General features: G+C 72.2%; 13 protein-coding genes, 1 tRNA gene and 1 riboswitch. Of the genes, 7 read left to right on the top strand and 7 right to left on the bottom strand.

Annotation, left to right across the window (positions count from 1 at the left end):
* Positions 1-222 precede the first annotated feature (222 nt).
* Positions 223-1797, top strand: coding sequence for a hypothetical protein (locus ACFVYN_RS39490; RefSeq protein ID WP_390007347.1), 1575 nt, complete (start codon positions 223-225; stop codon positions 1795-1797).
* Positions 1798-1813: 16 nt separating this feature from the next.
* Here ACFVYN_RS39490 and ACFVYN_RS39485 read toward each other — a convergent pair whose 3' ends face one another.
* The gene (locus ACFVYN_RS39485) at positions 1814-2941 is read right to left on the bottom strand and encodes a dihydrofolate reductase family protein (protein WP_390007345.1); all 1128 of its coding nucleotides are present in this window, start codon (positions 2939-2941) and stop codon (positions 1814-1816) included.
* 69 nt (positions 2942-3010) lie between these two features.
* On the opposite strand from ACFVYN_RS39485, the gene ACFVYN_RS39480 reads away from it, so the two are divergent.
* On the top strand, positions 3011-3520 hold the full coding sequence (locus ACFVYN_RS39480) for a MarR family winged helix-turn-helix transcriptional regulator (RefSeq protein WP_390007343.1): 510 nt from the start codon (positions 3011-3013) through the stop codon (positions 3518-3520).
* Between the two features lie 129 nt (positions 3521-3649).
* Entirely contained in the window at positions 3650-4291 is a 642-nt protein-coding gene (gene ribA, locus ACFVYN_RS39475; protein ID WP_390007340.1) for a GTP cyclohydrolase II, read from the top strand.
* Between the two features lie 3 nt (positions 4292-4294).
* On the opposite strand, the gene ACFVYN_RS39470 is transcribed toward ribA, so the two are convergent.
* Both ACFVYN_RS39470 and ACFVYN_RS39465 read right to left on the bottom strand, forming a co-directional pair.
* The gene (locus ACFVYN_RS39470) at positions 4295-4945 is read right to left on the bottom strand and encodes a response regulator (protein WP_390007338.1); all 651 of its coding nucleotides are present in this window, start codon (positions 4943-4945) and stop codon (positions 4295-4297) included.
* Positions 4933-6084 carry a histidine kinase gene (locus tag ACFVYN_RS39465; RefSeq protein WP_390007336.1) on the bottom strand — a complete coding sequence of 384 codons (1152 nt, stop codon included), beginning with the start codon at positions 6082-6084 and terminating at the stop codon, positions 4933-4935. Before ACFVYN_RS39465 ends, ACFVYN_RS39470 begins: the two co-directional genes overlap by 13 nt.
* Positions 6085-6265: 181 nt before the next feature.
* Here ACFVYN_RS39465 and ACFVYN_RS39460 point away from each other — a divergent pair.
* From ACFVYN_RS39460 to ACFVYN_RS39450, 3 genes are all read left to right on the top strand, one after another.
* Positions 6266-6339 (top strand) — tRNA-Met (locus tag ACFVYN_RS39460).
* Positions 6340-6638: 299 nt separating this feature from the next.
* Positions 6639-6796: riboswitch (cyclic di-AMP (ydaO/yuaA leader) on the top strand.
* 11 nt (positions 6797-6807) lie between these two features.
* A complete protein-coding gene (locus ACFVYN_RS39455; protein ID WP_390007334.1) occupies positions 6808-7833 on the top strand; it encodes a M23 family metallopeptidase in 1026 nt (341 codons plus the stop codon).
* Positions 7834-7955: 122 nt separating this feature from the next.
* The gene (locus ACFVYN_RS39450) at positions 7956-8900 is read left to right on the top strand and encodes an aldo/keto reductase (RefSeq protein ID WP_390007332.1); all 945 of its coding nucleotides are present in this window, start codon (positions 7956-7958) and stop codon (positions 8898-8900) included.
* Between the two features lie 16 nt (positions 8901-8916).
* Here ACFVYN_RS39450 and ACFVYN_RS39445 read toward each other — a convergent pair whose 3' ends face one another.
* The 4 genes from ACFVYN_RS39445 to ACFVYN_RS39430 form a co-directional block, all read right to left on the bottom strand.
* A complete protein-coding gene (locus ACFVYN_RS39445) occupies positions 8917-10332 on the bottom strand; it encodes a PrsW family intramembrane metalloprotease (RefSeq protein ID WP_390007330.1) in 1416 nt (471 codons plus the stop codon).
* A gap of 51 nt (positions 10333-10383) precedes the next feature.
* Positions 10384-11256 (bottom strand): tRNA (guanosine(46)-N7)-methyltransferase TrmB, encoded by an 873-nt coding sequence (gene trmB / locus ACFVYN_RS39440; protein ID WP_390007328.1) that lies wholly within the window; start codon positions 11254-11256, stop codon positions 10384-10386.
* Positions 11257-11676: 420 nt separating this feature from the next.
* Positions 11677-12897, bottom strand: coding sequence for an L-2-hydroxyglutarate oxidase (lhgO, locus tag ACFVYN_RS39435; RefSeq protein WP_390007358.1), 1221 nt, complete (start codon positions 12895-12897; stop codon positions 11677-11679).
* Between the two features lie 73 nt (positions 12898-12970).
* Positions 12971-14395, bottom strand: coding sequence for an MFS transporter (locus tag ACFVYN_RS39430; RefSeq protein ID WP_390007326.1), 1425 nt, complete (start codon positions 14393-14395; stop codon positions 12971-12973).
* A gap of 681 nt (positions 14396-15076) precedes the next feature.
* Here ACFVYN_RS39430 and ACFVYN_RS39425 point away from each other — a divergent pair.
* On the top strand, positions 15077-17164 hold the full coding sequence (locus ACFVYN_RS39425) for an asparagine synthase-related protein (RefSeq protein ID WP_390007323.1): 2088 nt from the start codon (positions 15077-15079) through the stop codon (positions 17162-17164).
* Positions 17165-17242: the final 78 nt, after the last annotated feature.

The raw sequence follows: 17242 nt of genomic DNA, 5'->3' as shown, positions 1-17242 counted from the left end.
CGGCCCCTCCCGCCCCCCCGCGCCAACCCACCCCCCGCGGCTTCACCCGCCCCTCAGCCCCTCCCCTGGGGGGGGGGCGCCGGGCGCCCCCCCCCCCCCCGCCCCGGCGTTTTCTGTGACCTTTCTTGGCCACAGCTTGGTCAGACGTGTCTCCTCGCTTTGATCTCCCCGGTCCGTGGCGTGCCTAGGCTTGGCCGACTTCGGGGTTCGGAGGGGGACTTGATGACCGTGCGACGCAGATCGCTCGCTTTCGTCGGGGTGGCCGCGCTGGTGCCGCTGGTCGTTTCCGCCCTCTCGGCGCAGGCGGCGTCGGGCTCACTGGCCGTCACCACGCTGGGGCGGCACGGCGCCAAGGTCGCGACGACGGTCACCGTCGTCGCGGTGTCGTCCGGGCAGACGTACCGCGTCGCCTCGGGCAAGCGGATCAGCCTGCCCTCGGGGCGCTACCTCGCGATGACCGACATCTGGGAGCACGGCACGGAGGGGCTGGGCACCGACACCATCGGCGCGCGGGTCGTGCAGGTGTCGGGGAGTACCTCGGTGACGCTCGACGCGCGCAAGGGCAAGGCCGTCAAGGTGTCGCTCGACACGCCGGCCGACGTGACCGACGCGCCGCGGATCAGCGCGCAGGTGTGCGCGGCCACCGTCAGCAACATGCCCTCCGCCTTCAGCACGGGCGGCTGGAACTACCAGGGATCCCTCTACGCCATCCCGAACTCCTCCAAGCTGCTGCAGTTCGCGTACCTGGCGCAGTGGTCGGGCAACGACAGCTACGTCGCCGTGAAGAACACCACGGGCATCCCGGCCGCGCCCGGCGGGTCGTACAAGCGGTCGGGGCTGGCGACGGTCCACTTCTCGGTGCGCAGTGGCACGGAGATGGGCAGTCAGGTCTACACCGCGCTCGAGGCGGAGCCGAAGACCGACGACTGCGCGAGCGGCCTGAGAGCCGATGTGCGCAACGACAACGCCCCCTACAGCGCCACCGTTCACATGACTCCCGGGACCTGGCAGCCGAGCGGCGACATCAGCGGAAGCAACGGCGAGAGCGTCAGCGGCGGTTTCCCGAAGCTCAGGACGCTGAAGGCGGGGCAGAGCTTCACACAGTTCTTCGGCCGGGCCGTGTGGAGTCCGCTGCACTATCTGCCGCTGGTCGGGGACAGGTCCGTCGCCTTCAATCCCAACGCCCTGATCGGCGATCCCGACGTCGGCGCCGACAACGCCGACGTGACGAAGGAGACGGTGGCTCTCACCAAGGGTGGCAAGACGGTGAAGAAGCAGACGCTGACCAACTGGGGTACCGGCGACGCCGAGTTCTCCGCCGGCATCCGCTCGGCCGGCTGGTACGACCTGACCGTCGACGCCCACCGCTACCGTCCCGGCATCACCTTCCCCGCCGGCATGCTGTCGTCGCGCGTCACCCTCGACTGGCACTTCAAGGCCGACCCGGACAAGGCGATGGTCGCGCCCGTCTTCATGACCCGCTTCCTGCCGACTGGGCTCGACAGCCACAACCGGGCCGCCGCGAACAGCACGACCACGGTCGACGTGAGCGCCGGGCGCGGCTCCCAGGGCCCGGACCTGAAGTTCACCAAGGTGACCGCCAGGTCGGTCCGGGTCTGGTCGTCCGCCGACGGGGGCAGGACCTGGAAGGCGGCGACCGTCAGGCACTCCGGCTCGACCTGGCAGGCAGCCGTCCACAACCCGGCCTCCGGCGCGGTCGCCCTGCGCTCCGAGGTGACCGACGCGGCCGGTGACCGCTCGGTGGAGACGGTCTACCGGGCGTACGCCATCGGCTGAGGCAGGCGGGGCGGGCTCACAGCAGGTGGCGGTTCGGGGCCTTCGCGCGGTCCTCGTACTCGCCCAGCACCACCACGTCCGCGCCCTGCGCGGTGAGCAGTCCCGTCCCGTCCGCCCCCGCCACGAAGGTGTCCGGCTCCCGCCACGCCGTCACCACCCGGCGTACCCCCGCGTCCAGGATCAGCCGGGCACAGGGGGCCGGGCGGGAGGCCCGGTGGGTGCAGGGTTCCAGGCTGGTGTAGACGGTGGCCGTGGCCAGGCGGGGATCGTCCGGGGCGATCTTCGCGAGCGCCGCCTCCTCCGCGTGGACGACCGGGTCGCCGGCCTCTCTGGAGTGGCCGCGGGCGAGTTCCGTGCCGTCGGCCGCCACGACCAGCGCGCCCACGCTGAACGCCGTCCGTGAGGGCGGGCACTGCGCCGCGAACTCACAGGCCAGCGCGAGCCATTGGTGGTCCGCGGCGACGGCGAGCGGGCCGGTGCCGGGGGCGGTGGGCTCGTAGCGCATCAGGACCACGTCCTCGATACGGCGGCTCTCCAGCAGGCGCAGCCGGCCGGACTGGTAGCCGCCCGGGCCGAAGAGGCGGGGGGCGTCCGGGGTGCCGACGAAGAGGGGGGCCAGGACCAGCTGCACCTCGTCCGCCAGACCCTGCTGGAGGAGCTGGGTGTGGATCCGGCCGCCGCCCTCCACCATCAGCCGCTCCACCGCGCGCTCCTCGTGCAGGTGCTCCAGCAGGCGGCGCCAGTCCAGCTCGGGGCCGAGGGAGACCACATCGGCCGCCAGGCCCAGGGCACGGGCCCGCTCCGCGCCCTTGTCGGTCGTGAAGACGAGCTTGTCGCCCCCCGTGTGCCAGAAGTTCGCGGCCGGGTCCAGCTCGCCCGAGCCGCTGACCGTGACCTTCAGGGGGTACGGCGGCTTCCCGGCGGCGACCCGGGCCGCGCGGCGCGTCTCGGAGTTCACCAGCAGGCGGGGGTTGTCGGCGCGGATCGTGCCCGCGCCGATGAGGATCGCGTCCACGGACGCGCGGACCTCGTCGACGCGGTCGAAGTCGGCCGGGCTGGACAGCAGGAGGCGGTCGGGGCCGGTGTCGTCGAGGTAGCCGTCGAGGGAGACCGCGGCGGAGAGGAGGACGTAGGGGTGGGGCATCGGTGCGGTCCCTCTCGGAAACGGATGACGGGGCTTGGTTCAAGTTTGAAGCAAACCTACACTGGGGGCATGACGACCCGCTGGCTCAGCCCCGACGAGCAGCGAGCCTGGCGTGCGTACATCGCCGCCTCGCTCCTCCTGGAGGACACCATCGACCGGCAGCTCCAGCAGGAGGCCGGCATGCCGCACCTGTACTACTCCATCCTGGCCAACCTCTCCGAGATCCCGGAGCGGCGGCTGCGGATGACCGAGCTCGCCGAGGGGCTGAAGATCACCCGGCCCCGGCTGACGTACGCCGTCGCCCGGCTGGAGAAGGACGGGCTGCTGCGGCGGGAGAGCTGCCAGTGGGACAAGCGGGGCAGCGTCGCGGTCCTCACGGAGGAGGGGATGGCGGTGCTGGAGCGGGCTGCGCCGGGCCATGTGGACACGGTCCGCGCCGCGCTCTTCGACCGGCTCACCCCGGAGCAGGTGGGACAGCTGGAGGAGATCTTCACGAGTGTCACGGAGGGACTCCAGGGTGAGGAGGGTGCCTCCGGGGAGGTCCCGTGGCGCCGACGGTCCGCGCCGCCCTGTTCGTGACAAGCGCCATACAGGCCAGTGACAAGCGCCATAAAAGCGTTGCTTCAAATTTAAAGCATGAGGTAGGGTCTCGATCAGTAGAACTGCTTCAAATCTGAAGCAGGTATGCCTACGGAGCGGAGTACCCGCATGACCGACCTGCCCGCCGCCACCCAGCGCTCCCGCGTCCGCGTCCCGCTGCGCTTCGGGGACGGCTACGGCGTGGACGCCGAACTCGTCACCTTCCACGGCCTGGCCGACGGGCGCGAGCACCTCGCCGTCGTCCTCGGCGACCCCGCCCCCGGCACCACCCCGCTGGTGCGGCTGCACTCGGAGTGCCTCACCGGCGACGTCTTCGGCTCCGCCCGCTGCGACTGCGGCCCGCAGCTGCGCGAGGCGGTCGAGCGCATAGCCGAGCGCGGCGGCGTCCTGCTCTACCTCCGCCAGGAGGGCCGCGGCATCGGCCTCTACAACAAGCTCGACGCCTACGCTCTCCAGGACCAGGGTCTCGACACCTACGCCGCGAACACCGCGCTGGGCCTGCCCGAGGACGCCCGCGACTACACCGCGGCCGCGCAGATGCTCCAGGCCCTGGGGATCTCCGAGCTCGACCTGCTCTCCAACAACCCCGACAAGGCGGGCCAGTTGCGCGACCTCGGCATCGACGTCCGCGACCGGGTCCCCACCGGTGTCTTCACCACCGCCCACAACGTCCGCTACCTGCGCGCGAAGGTCCTGCAGACCCAGCACACGCTGCCGCTGGGGGAGTTGACCGAACTCGGCGTCGGCTGAGCGTCACCTGGGCGTGTGCGCCAGATAGGCCAGCACGGCCAGGACCCGCCGGTGGCCGCTGTCGCTCGGCGGCAGGCCGAGCTTGAGGAAGACGTTGCCGATGTGCTTGCTGACCGCGCGCTCGGTGACCACGAGCGTCTTGGCGATGGTCGTGTTGTCGTGGCCCTCGGCCATCAGCTTCAGCACCTCGCGCTCGCGCGGGGTGAGGGAGTCGAGCGGGGTGTCGCGGCGGCGGGTCAGGAGCTCGGTGACGACCTCGGGGTCCAGCGCGGTACCGCCGGCCACCACCCGCTCCAGCGCGTCGAGGAACTCGTCGACCCGGCCGACCCGGTCCTTGAGGAGGTAGCCGACCCCGCTGGTGCCACCGGCCAGCAGCTCGGCGGCGTACGACTCCTCGACGTACTGCGAGAGCACCAGCACCGGGAGCCCCGGGATCCGCTCCCGCGCCTCCAGGGCGGCCCGCAGTCCCTCGTCGCGGAAGCCGGGCGGCATCCGCACGTCGAGGACGGCCACGTCAGGGCGGTGTTCGAGCAGGGCGGGCAGGATCTCGGGGCCGGTGCCGACGACGGCCACGACCTCGTGCCCGGAGGAGGTCAGAAGCAGCACGAGCCCCTCTCTCAGGAGGGCGTTGTCCTCGGCGATCACCACACGCACGGCAGCTCCACATCGATCACGGTCGGGCCCCCGGCGGGGCTGGTCACTTCGAAGGTCCCGTCGAGCGCGGCGACCCTGCGCCGCATCCCGAGCAGCCCCGAGCCCGCGGACTCGTCGGCGCCGCCCCGGCCCTCGTCCCGCACCCGCACGGTCAGACCCCGCCGGGTCCTGGCCAGCCGGACCTCGGCCCGGTCGGCGCCGCTGTACTTGGCGACGTTGGTGAGCGACTCGGCGACCACGAAGTAGGCCGCGGCCTCCACCGCCGCGGGCGCCCGGGTGCCCTCGTCCAGGCCGCCGTCGTCCACGCCCACGGTGAGCCCGCTGCTCGCGGCGAGCGCCCGTACCGCGCCGACGAGACCCCGGTCGGTGAGGATCGGCGGATGGATCCCGCGCACCACCTGCCGCAGCTCCGTCAACGCCTGTTCGGCCTGGTCCTGGGCGTCGTCCAGCAGTTTGCGGGCGGCGTCCGGGTCACGCTCGTAGGCCCGCTTGGCGAGTCCGATCCGCATCGACAGCGCCACCAGGTTGGCCTGGGCGCCGTCGTGCAGGTCCCGCTCGATGCGGCGCAGCTCGGCCTCGTGCGCGGCGATCGCGTCGGCCCGGGTCTCCCGCAGCTCCTCGACCCGGCGGGCCAGCCTGGCACTCGGGGACGGCATGAGCAGCACGGCCGACCAGCGGGCCTCGGTGTCCGCGAGCCGCACGATCAGCGGCAGGACGACGGGGGCTCGGCGCAGCGCTCCGGCCCACACGCCGTCGACCAGCAGGCCGAGGGGCCACAGCGGGAGGGCGAGGGCGAGGAGGGCGCCGTAGAGGTAGTAGGCGAGCATCCAGCGCAGGTCCCTGAGCGTGCCGGGGTCCCGCACCGAGATGCGCAGCCGTTCGCGCAGGGTGCCGGTCATCGGTGTGTACGCCTCGGGGATCTCCCGGCCCGTCCACAGGGCGGTCAGGTTCCGCTTGGCGCCGGCGATCCGCCGTATCAGCAGCACGGCCTCGGGCAGCAGCCAGCAGCCGACCACGGCGACCGTACCGATGGCGGCGATCAGGAGCACCGTGATGAAGAGGTACATGCCGAAGCACATCGCCGCGGCCACGACGAGATGCACGGTCGCCATCGCCGTCCGCTGCACCGACTTCCACATGCGGCTCACGCTAGACGAACGGGCCCCGGGCGCACGGTGTAGCCCGCTACACCATCGGGGGCCGGGCGAGGATCACTCCCCGCGGCGGTCCTGGCCATCGCCGACTCGACCACCTGCACGACGCCCGGAACAACCCTGGCGCGGAGCACTCCCCGGATGACGTATGCTGGTTACACAACGGCGCGGGGTGGAGCAGCTCGGTAGCTCGCTGGGCTCATAACCCAGAGGTCGCAGGTTCAAATCCTGTCCCCGCTACTCAAGGCTCAGGGCCGGAATCCAGTTCACTGGATTCCGGCCCTGAGTGTTTTTTCCGCTCGTGACGTGATGTGACGCGGGGTGAGCGCGTGACCGCCCTCCGCGTTACAGCTGACATACCGTCAATGTCCGTGTGTGGCTTGAGTGAAGGTCAACTCGCCCGTTTTTAGCCGTTCATGGGCCGTAAGTCCTGCCGGGTTTCGTTAATGATCAAGTGGAACAGCTTGGAATCGGGCCCCCGGGTCTATTAACGTTCGATAACGCAGCGCGGTCGTCCCAGCCGTCACAAGAGACGGCTCCGTGCTCACGCGCCGAATTCCGCAAGGGAACCGGGGAACCACCAACTTGGGGTGAATCGCTCGTACTCCGCCGTGGCAGCACGGTCGGTATACGCGCGTAGGAGACCTTCCTGCTCCGAACCCGTCAGCTAACCCGGTAGGCGAGAAGGAAGGAAAGGAGCGCGCCCACGTGGCGTCCAACCCGCCTGCCCCCGAGGCGCCGTACGTCCCGAGCGACACCCTCGTATACGGCGGCTACCGTGCCGACGACGAGGCCCCGCTCGGCGAGTGGAACCCCACCGCGGACTCCCTCGCCCCCGTACGAGGCCGGCATCGCGTCGCCAAGCAGCGTGGCGGAGGGTTCGCCCGTAGCTCCACCGTTCTGGGCGTCGGTGTCATAGCCGCCGTCAGCGCCGGCGGGATGGCCAGCGCCAACACCGGCAAGCCGCCGGTCTCCATCTCGCTGCCGGACCTGCCCAACGTGGGCTCGCTCATCTCGGACGACTCCGCCCCCGCCGCGGACGACACGAGCGCCTTCAGCAGTGTCGGCGCCACCACCGCCGACACCGTCAAGGGCACCTCGGGCGCCGGTGAGGCGCTGCGCTCGCGCATCCTGGCCCAGGCCGAGGTGCAGCAGGGCCAGCTCGACACCAAGGCCGCCCAGGCCATCGCGGACGCCGCCGAGAAGGAGGCCGACGCGGCCGCCGCCAAGGCGGAGAAGGAGGCCCAGGAGAAGGCCACCGCCGCGAAGAAGAAGGCGGAGGAGGCGGCCGCGAAGAAGGCCGAGGCCGCGCGCCTGGCCGAGCTCGCCAAGCAGTACACGCTGCCGACCTCGTCGTACACCATCACGGGCACCTTCGGTCAGGCCGGCTCCCTGTGGGCCTCCGGCTACCACACGGGCCTCGACTTCGCCGCCCCCACGGGCACGCTCATCAAGGCGATCCACGGCGGCACCGTCACCCAGGCCGGCTGGGCCGGTTCCTACGGCTACCGCACGATCCTCACCCTCGACGACGGCACCGAGCTGTGGTTCTGCCACCAGTCCTCGATCAACGTCAGCGTCGGCCAGAAGGTCGGCACCGGTGACGTCATCGGACGCGTGGGCGCCACGGGCAACGTGACCGGCGCGCACCTGCACCTGGAGGTCCACCCGGGCGGCTCGGCCAACGGGATCGACCCGATGACGTGGCTGCGCGGCAAGGGGCTCACTCCCTGAGGCGCCCCTCGGGGTTCCCGGAGGTTCCCGCCGGTGCGCCGGAGTAGCTGCTTCCGCTTGTTTACGAGGACTTTGCGGCCATAGCGGAAGACCGGCGCCCGGCGCGGGCGTTGACGTATGGCATGACTTCTCTTCGCAAGCTCGGCTCCTCCGACCTCGAGGTCTTCCCGCTCACCCTCGGTGGCAACGTCTTCGGCTGGACCGCTGACGAGGCCACCTCCTTCGACGTGCTCGACGCGTACACCGCGGCCGGCGGCAACTTCATCGACACGGCCGACGTCTACTCGGCGTGGGTCGAGGGAAACTCCGGCGGCGAGTCCGAGACCGTCATCGGCAAGTGGCTGGCGGCCCGCGGCAACCGCGACGACGTCGTCATCGCCACGAAGGTCAGCCAGCACCCCGACTTCCCGGGCCTGTCCGGGGCGAACATCAAGGCCGCCGCCGACGCCTCCCTGAAGCGCCTGGGCACCGACCACATCGACCTGTACTACACCCACGTCGACAAGACCGAGGTGCCGGTCGAGGAGATCATCGGCGCGCTGGACGACCTGGTGAGGGCGGGCAAGGTGCGGGCGATCGGCGCCTCCAACATCTCCGCCGCGCGCCTCGCGGAGTCCCTCGCCTTCTCCGACCGCGAGGGCCTCGCGCGCTATGTCGCCCTCCAGCCCCACTACAACCTGGTCTCGCGCGACACGTACGAGGGTGAACTCGAGGCCGTCGCCGCCCGGGAGGGCCTCGCCGCCGTCCCGTACTACGCCCTCGCCTCCGGGTTCCTCACCGGCAAGTACCGCCCCGGTACGACGGTCGACAGCGCGCGCGCCGCGGGCGCCGGCCAGCACCTGGACACCGAGCGCGGCCGGAAGGTGCTCGCGGCTCTCGACGACATCGCCGAGGCCCACACCGTCCCGGTCGCCACGGTCGCCCTCGCCTGGCTCGCCGCCCGGCCGACGGTCGCGGCGCCGATCGCGTCCGCCCGCACGGTGGAACAGCTGCCGGCGCTGCTGGGCGTGGCGGACCTGACCCTGACGGAGGAGGAGCTTGCGCGCCTGACGGAGGCGTCGGCCTGAGCCTCCGCCGCGCGAGCTACGTGCGGTACGGGTTGTAGGCGGGGTACTGCACCGCCGGGTGGACCGGGTGGACCGGGTGGACCGGGTGGACCGGGTGGACCGGGTGGACCGGGGGCGTCGGCTGGGCGGGGTGCGTCGGCTGGGGCTGGTGAGGGGCGTATCCGTACGCCCCGTACACCGGCCAGGGCGGCGCGGCCACCGGGACCGGCGGTGCCGTCACCCGGGCCGCGTGGTCCAGCGAGGGACGCGCGACGTCCCGCCGCCGCCACAGCTCGTGCAGCAACTCCCGCTCCCGTACGACGAAGTCCGCGCCCGCCCGCCCGAGCCGCCCCCGGCGCCGCAGGAAGGCAAGCGACGTCGCGTACGCCTCGTACTGCGAGACCGCCCGCGCCGCGGCCCGCCCGCCGAACTGCCGCCGCGCGTAGTCCCGCGCCAAGAGCCGCGCCCGCATCGAGCCCAGCACATAGGGCTCGGTCGGCGTCAGCCATCCGGCGACGGCGTACGCGGGCAGTTCCTCGCGCACGGTCCTCAGCTCCCGCTGCCGTGTCCAGATGACCAGCCAGGTCAGCAGCGCGAACGCCGGCACCATGAACATCGCGTACACCGCGAAGAAGCCGTACTGCCCGAACGTCGACGAGCCGTTCCACGTCGCGTGCATGGCCATCGCGAGCAGCAGCCCGGACAGCGGGACGAGCACCCGCCGTACGTGCTGGCGTTCCGCGGACAGCGCGGAGATGCCGAAGCCGATGCCGGTCAGGACGGTGAACAGGGGGTGCGCGAACGGCGACATGACGACGCGTACGAAGAAGGTCGCGGCGGTGACGGAGGCGATGCCACTGTCGCCGGTGAGCTGGTCGGTGCCGAAGGCGGTGCCCAGGTAGAGGATGTTCTCGGTGAAGGCGAAGCCGGTGGCGGTGACCCCCGCTATCACCACGCCGTCGACGATCCCGGTGAAGTCCCGTCTGCGGAACAGGAAGACGAGCAGCACGGCGGCGGCCTTGGCCGACTCCTCGACGATCGGTGCTATCACGGTCGCGCCGAGGGTGTCCGCGCCGGACGGGTCGGCGGTCGCCGTCGCTATCCACTTCGTCGCGAAGCTGTTGGCGATGATCGCTATCAGCGCGGCCGCGCAGGCGCCCCAGGCGAAGGCGAACAGCAGATTGCGCCAGGGCCCCGGTTCGACGCGGTCGAGCCAGCGGAACGCGGCTATGAGCAGCGGTACGGGCAGGACGGCGAGCCCCAGGCCGACCAGGAACCCCTCGGTGCCGGTCTGTTGACGGACCAGGGCGAGGATGACGAGCCCGGACAGCGTGAGGAGGGTGATGAGCGCGCCGTAGCGCACCCACTTCCGCTGCCACCAGTGCGCGTGCCGCAGCGCACCGCCACCGGTGGGCTCACCGGAGTACGTCGGATACGGGGGAAAGGTGGCCACGGCATCGACCTTAACGAGACAGAGGCGCCGCCCGCAGGTAGGGCGGGATGCTCAGGCGCCGGTGGGGGACTGGTCGGGTCGGTCGCCGTGCTGTACGCGGCGGAACAGCAGGTCGTTCACGACATGTCCCTTCTCCAGTCCCTGTCCCTCGAAACGGGTCAGCGGCCGGAAGTCGGGACGTGTCGCGAAACCGCCGTCGGCCTGGGTGTTCTCGAAGTCCGGGTGCGCGGTGAGTACGTCGAGCATCTGTTCGGCGTACGGCACCCAGTCGGTCGCGCAGTGCACCAGCGCGCCGGGCTTGAGGCGGGTCGCGGCCAGGTCCAGGAACTCGGGCTGGATCAGTCGCCGTTTGTGGTGCCGCTTCTTGGGCCAGGGGTCGGGGAAGTACACGCGCAGTCCGTCTAGCGCGTCCGTGGTGAGCATCTCGCGCAGCAGGATGATGGCGTCGCCGTTGGCGACCCGGATGTTGGACAGCTTCTGCTGCTCGGCGAGGTTGAGCAGATTGCCCTGGCCCGGGGTGTGCACGTCGACGGCGAGGATGTTGGTCCCCGGGTCGGCGGCGGCCATCTGCGCGGTGGCCTCACCCATGCCGAACCCGATCTCCAGTACGACGGGATGGTCGTTGCCGAACATCTCACCGAGGTCGATCGTGCGCTGCCCGTCGATGTCGAGCCCCCACGTGGGCCACAGGCGCTGCAACGCGTCCGCCTGCCCCGCCGTCACCCGGCTCCGCCGGGGCTGAAAACTCCGGATCCGCCGCTCGAAGTGCGACCCCGCGGGATCAGCACTGGGCCCATCGGGAAACCGCGGCTCCCCCTTGGCCCTGCTGTGCCGCAGAGACCCCCCGGGAACATGCCGAGCGGCCTCGCCGGAGGCGGGGGGTTGGGAGCGGGGGGCATCGGGAGCGTTGAGGGAATCAGACACAGTGGGTCGATTTTACGGCGGGGGCGGGGATGAACGCCGCTCAGGGGTGTTGCGGGGGCGGGCGTGGGGGTGGCGGTGTCCGGGGCGTGGTGTGCGGGGGCCGGGCGTGAGGGTGAACGGCGTCTGGGCGTACGTCCGGGGGGTCACATCCGGGGGGTCACATCCGGGGGTCACATCTGGACCAGGCGCCGTCCGAGGCGGTAGGCCAGGGGTGGTGGCGGTGCGGTGGTCGCGTCCGGGCACGTCCGGACCAGCCGCGTCCAGACCAACGGCGTCCAGACCAACCGCGCCTCCGGGCGCCGCGTGCGGATGCCGGGCTACTGCGCACCGCGTTCCGGTGGCCATGTCACGTCCGGGGCGTTGCCTCCGGGGTGTCCCGGAGGTGTGGTGGCATCGAGGTGTGGTGACACCCGTCACCCGTCACGCCGAGCGCAGTGCCTCCAGTGCCCGTCGGGCCACCTCGCGGCCGATCGGGAGGGACGCCGTCGCTGCCGGGGAGGGGGCGTTCAGTACGTGCACCGCGCGGGCTCCCTCGCGGATCAGGAAGTCGTCCACCAGCGTCCCGTCCCGCAGGACCGCCTGCGCCCGCACCCCGGCGGCCGAAGGCACCAGGTCATCCGGTGTGACAGCGGGCAGCAGCCGCCGTACCGCCGTGGTGAACGCCCTCCGTGACACCGACCGCCGCAGCTCCCCCGTGCCGTAGCGCCAGTGCCGCCGGGCTATCCGCCAGGACCCGGGCCACGCCAGCGTCGCGCCGAGCTCCCGAGGCCGTACGGTCCCCCAGTCGTACCCCTCCCGGGCCAGCGCCGGCACCGCGTTGGGACCGATGTGCACTCCTCCGTCGATCCCGCGCGTGAGATGCACCCCGAGGAACGGGAATGCCGGGTCCGGCACCGGATACACCAGCCCCCGCACCAGCTCGGGCCGCGCCAGCGAGTAGTACTCCCCCCGGAACGGCACGATCCGCATCCCCGGCTCGTCCCCGGTCAGCCGGGCGATCTCGTCACAGTGCAGCCCGGCGCAGTTCACCAGCACCCGCGCCCGTACGACGTCCCCCGCAACCGTCTGCACGGCGACCCCGAGCTCCGGGCGCCGGTCGATCCGTCGCACCTCGGCGCCGTACCGGATCTCCGCGCCCGACGCCTCGGCCAGCTGCCTCGCGACCCCGACGAAGTCGCACACCCCGGTCGTCCCGACGTGTATGGCGGCGAGTCCCACCACCTCGGGTTCGTACTCCGCGATCTGGGCGCCGCCCAGCTCCCGCACCGGTATGCCGTTCTCCCGGCCGCGCTGCACCAGTCCGTGCAACCGGGGCAGCTCGCTGCGCTCGGTCGCGACGATCAGCTTGCCGGTGACGGCGTGAGCGATGCCGTACTCCGCGCAGAACTTGACCATCTCGGCCCCGCCCCGCACCGCGTACCGCGCCTTGAGCGATCCCGGCCGGTAGTAGATCCCGCTGTGGATCACCCCGCTGTTGCGCCCGGTCTGATGCCGGGCGGGCCCCGCCTCCTTCTCCAGCACGACGACCCGGGTGCCGGGCGCGCCCCGCGTGATCGCATACGCCGTGGACAACCCGACAATGCCCCCACCGATCACGAGCACGTCACAGTCGTAAGCGATCCCGGACAGCACCTGCACCACCTCCCACCCCCGATAGTGCACTGCACCACTGACAGTCACTTCAAACGCGGGGGGCGGTGCCGCCGTCCGGGGCTCAAGCCGGCGCCATCAGCAGCGGGCGGGCCCGCTCCCGGAGCTCCACCACCCGCGGCTCGTCCCCGTACGGCTCCAGCCGGTGCAGGAGGTCCTTCACGTACTCGGTGGTACGGGCCGAGGAGATGCGCCCCGCGACCTCCACCGCCCGCACGCCCTGTTCGCACGCCGCGTCCAGGTTGCCCGACTCGAGCTCGGCGACCGCGGAGACGACGAGCCGCAGCCCGTGCGAGCGTACGAACTCCTCCGTCGGCTTCGACAGCGCCTGCTCCGTGAACCGCCGCACCTGACGCGGTGCCTTCAGGTCGCGGTAGCACTCGGCCGCGTCGGCGGCGAAGCGGTCGTACGAGTAGAAGCCGAGCCAGGACGGGTCGTTGTCCCCGTCCCGGGACCGCTCCAGCCACCCCTCGGCCGCCTTGAGCGCCGCCCCGGCCGCCACGGCGTCACCCGCACGCGCGTGTGCCCGCGCCTCGACGAGCCGGAAGAAGCTCATGGTGCGGGCGGTCGCCAGCCCCCGGTTGCGCTCCAGCGCGGCCTGCGCGAGATCGACGCCCTCGTCGCCGAAGCCCCGGTAGGTCGCCTGCAACGACATCGACGCCAGCACATAACCCCCGAGGGGGACGTCGGCGGCCGCGCGGGCCAGCCGCAGCGCCTGGATGTAGTACCGCTGCGCCGCCTCCTGCTGTCCCGTGTCGAAGGCCATCCAGCCCGCGAGCCGGGTCAGTTCGGCGGAGGCGCCGAACAGGGCCCGGCCCACCTCGTCGGTGTACGCGCCGAGCAGCAGCGGCGCCGCCTCCACCCTTAAGCACTCGGGCACCATGGAGGAACGCCAGTCGCCGCCCCCGTACTTGGAGTCCCAGCGCCTGGCGTCCTCGGCGGCCTCCCGCAGCTTCTGCACATCGCTGTGGCCGACTTTGAGCGGTGCGCCGGAGCCCTCGTTGTGGTTCGCCTCGCGCGCGACCGAGCTGTCGGCCGGGGTTATCAGCCACCGTGAGGCGGGCGTTGCGTATGCGCTCACTGCGAACGAACCGGCGAGGGACTGCCAGATGCCGCCCGCGCCGGACCGGCGGCCGGCCAGGTCCAGGCGGTAGAGCTCCGTGGCCGACCGGACGGCCTGTCCGACGTCCCTGGGGAAGGCGAGGCCCACCTCCGGCGCGGGATCCGCGTCCGCCAGGCCGATCTCGTGGAGCGGCACCGGGCGGCCGAGCTTCTGGCCGATGGCGGCGGCGATGAGGTGCGGCGCCGCGCCCTGTGGCACCATCCCCTTCGACACCCAGCGCGCCACCGACGTCTTGTCGTAGCGAAGAGTCAACCCGCGTTGAGCGCCAAGATCGTTGACGCGACGCGCGAGTCCTGCGTTGCTGATTCCCGCGAGGGCGAGAACGGCGCCGAGTTTTTCGTTCGGCCCGCGTTGCTCCCTGGACATGCGCCACCCCTCGACACAGACGGCTGCCGCGCTGGCATAACCACGCGGCATTCGTAAACCCAGCGTAGTTCGCCGCATCCCAAGCGTTAAGGGGCTTTGTTCCGGATGGCGGGATTGTGGTCCGTACTGAAGTACGGGACCGATACGCGCAGTTGCGTCGTGCCCCCGTTGTGTGGCCGTGCGCCCGTCCGTGCGCTCTTCTCCGGCCACCGGGGGAGCGCTTCCATGGGCGGTGCGTGGGTCGGCCCGCTGTACTGGATCCAGTGGGCTGGGGGACACCGCCGCCTACATCCCCGCGGGCGGCGGACCGGCCCGGGGGGCGAAGTGGCGTCTCCCGGGCTGCGCGCCTGTCGTGCGGCGCGCGGTTGTGTACGGAGCGTGCGCAAGCCTGCGTCCATGCCGCCGATTTGGCCGAAAATCGACCCCGTTCTTATGGGCTGTCAGCCCTCCCACCATGGCAGTTGAGGGCGCGTTAGGCGTTTTTGGGGAGCGTATCGGGGGCGCATTCGCGTCGCACTGTCCTTGCCCCGTGCGGGTGTTCGCAGGCGTACGCGGGTGTTCCCAGGGGCGCGTCCCCCGCATCCCAAGCGACTCCACCCGCCCTCCGGCGCGCTTCCTTCATGGCAGCATGGTGACCGGTTCGAACGGTGCACTGGTTGTCCACAGCTTGTGGAGGCGTCGATGCGGTGGTTGGTGGGATGGAGCAGCACCGCCGCGGGCGTGTCCCAGATCGGTGCGGCGGGGGCGACCGGAAGCGACGGGGAGACCGTGCACCCGGTGGGTTCCCACCTTTTGTGGGGTGACCCGGATCCGCTGTGGGCGGTCGGTGACTGGCGTCCCGACGAGGTGCGCGTGATCACGGTCGACCCGCAGACCCGGATGGCGGTCCTCGGCACCTGCGGAGCCTCCGACGAGCAGCTGCGGATCGGACTGCTCGCCGCGCGCGGAGGGGCACTTCGGCATCTGACGGCCTGGTCGGGGGCGTACACGGCGGTGGTCCAGGTGGGCCGCCGGATCACCGTGGGCGGCGACCTGGCGGGCGCCCGGCCGGTGTTCTACACCCCCTGGGCCGGCGGCACGGCCTACGCGACCGCGGCCCTGCCCCTCGCCGACCTCATCGAGGCCAACCTCGACTTCGGGCACCTGGCCGCGCTGCTCGCGGCTCCCGACGTACCGGCCGCGCTCCACGACTCCACGCCCTACGAGGGCGTACGGCGCATTCCGCCGGGGCACGCGCTGATCCTGCGCAACGGCGCCCGCGAGATCGCCGGCTACGAGCCGGTCGCCTCCCTCGCGGTCGCCGCGCCCACCGCCGACGCCGACAGCGCGGTCGACGCCGTGCGGGACGCCCTCGTCGAGGCGGTGCGGGCCCGGCTGTCCGCGCCCCGGCACGTGCCCGACATCGACCCCGGCCCGGTGCCCGGCATGGGGCCCGCCGAACGGCGTGCCGCGCGCGGGATGCCGGTGCCGGGCATCGGGGCCGACCTGTCCGGGGGACCCGCGTCGGGGACGCTCGCCCTTTTGGCCGCCGGGCTCCCGGGGATGCCGGGGACCGTCCTCGGACACGGCACCGGGGCCGGGGAGCGGCTGCTCGCGGTCACCTTCAACGACCTCGCCGTGGGCGGGCGGGAGGCCGAGCTGGAGCGGGCGGGGACGCTCGCGGCGAACCCCCGGCTGCACCACGTGGTGGTGACCGGCGGCGAGGAGACGCTTCCCTACGCCGAGCTGGACGGGCCCCTGACGGACGAGCCGGGGCCGTGCCTGGTGACGGCCGCGCGGCACCGTGCCCGGCTGGCCGCGGGCAGCGCCGACCACTTCACGGGGTACGGGGCCCGACAGGTGCTCGACGCGCATCCGGCCCGCCTCGCGGACCTCCTGATGGACCGCAAGCGGCGCCATCTGGTCCGGCCGGTGGCCGCCCTGACCAAGGCGGACGGCTCGGTGCTCGTCCCCGCGCGCGTGTACGGCGCGGCGCGGCGGCTGGCCCGTACGCCGTACCGGGTCGGCCTGGAGATGCTGGCCGACCGGCTCATGCACCAGCGGTTCGACGAGCCCGGGGGTGCGGTGGGGGCGTCTCTCGCCGCGCTCACCTGGGCCAGACCGGGTCCTGCGGCACGGTGGCTGACGGGCGAGGCGCTCGCTGAAGTATCGGTTCGCCTGCAGGGCGCCACGCACCGCTCCGGGGTGGGGCCCGGGCAGCATCCCGGCGACTTCCGCGCGCGTGCGGCGCTCGCGCGTCACGCGTCCGATCTGCGCGTCCTGGAGCAGGCCGTGGAGATCCGCTCGCAACGGCTGCACGCGCCGTTCCTGGACAACCAGGTGGTACGTGCCTGCCGTGCCCTCCCCGAGGCGCTGCGGGTCCGGCCGGGGGCCCGTGCGGAGATCCTCCGTACGGTCCTGGAGGGCGCCGGTGTCTCCGAGCTCCCGCCGGGCTGGGGCGCCCCGTCCCACGCCTCCTCGGCCGCGGCGACCCGTACGGGGCTGCGGGTGGCGGCGGACTCCCTGATGGCCCTGTTCGGCACGCCGCTGCTGGCGCAGGCGGGGCTGGTGGAGGCCCGGGTGGTCCGCAAGGCGCTCCGGGCGGCGGCGGAGGGCGAACCGCTGCCGTTGGACGGGCTGGCGGACCTGGTCTCACTGGAGCTGTGGCTGGGCAGGCTGCTGGCCCGCCGCGGGACGTGCTGGACGGGCACCCCGGCACGCGCGCGTGCGGTGCCGGCGGGGATTCGGCCGCAGCGGGGGGCGTTGGGAGCGGGGGCCTCCGGCGGTTGAGCCGGTTTGTCTGCGGGTGCGGGTGCGGGTGCGGGTTGGTGGGGGCGGGCGTTTTGCGCAGTTCCCCGCGCCCCTGGA

It is taken from the genome of Streptomyces sp. NPDC058307, from assembly GCF_042880295.1.
Classification (GTDB): Bacteria; Actinomycetota; Actinomycetes; order Streptomycetales; family Streptomycetaceae; genus Streptomyces.
Note: the sequence above shows the minus strand (reverse complement) of the source record. Positions and strands in the feature narration are given on the sequence as shown.

What these genes read in the sequence shown, in the direction of transcription:
- ACFVYN_RS39465 (WP_390007336.1), bottom strand. Translation starts at nt 6,084, where the DNA reads ATGTGGAAGTCGGTGCAGCGGACGGCGATGGCGACCGTGCATCTCGTC.
- ACFVYN_RS39450 (WP_390007332.1), top strand. Translation starts at nt 7,956, where the DNA reads ATGACTTCTCTTCGCAAGCTCGGCTCCTCCGACCTCGAGGTCTTCCCG.
- ACFVYN_RS39480 (WP_390007343.1), top strand. Translation starts at nt 3,011, where the DNA reads ATGACGACCCGCTGGCTCAGCCCCGACGAGCAGCGAGCCTGGCGTGCG.
- ACFVYN_RS39485 (WP_390007345.1), bottom strand. Translation starts at nt 2,941, where the DNA reads ATGCCCCACCCCTACGTCCTCCTCTCCGCCGCGGTCTCCCTCGACGGC.
- ACFVYN_RS39430 (WP_390007326.1), bottom strand. Translation starts at nt 14,395, where the DNA reads ATGTCCAGGGAGCAACGCGGGCCGAACGAAAAACTCGGCGCCGTTCTC.
- ribA (WP_390007340.1), top strand. Translation starts at nt 3,650, where the DNA reads ATGACCGACCTGCCCGCCGCCACCCAGCGCTCCCGCGTCCGCGTCCCG.
- ACFVYN_RS39425 (WP_390007323.1), top strand. Translation starts at nt 15,077, where the DNA reads ATGCGGTGGTTGGTGGGATGGAGCAGCACCGCCGCGGGCGTGTCCCAG.
- ACFVYN_RS39490 (WP_390007347.1), top strand. Translation starts at nt 223, where the DNA reads ATGACCGTGCGACGCAGATCGCTCGCTTTCGTCGGGGTGGCCGCGCTG.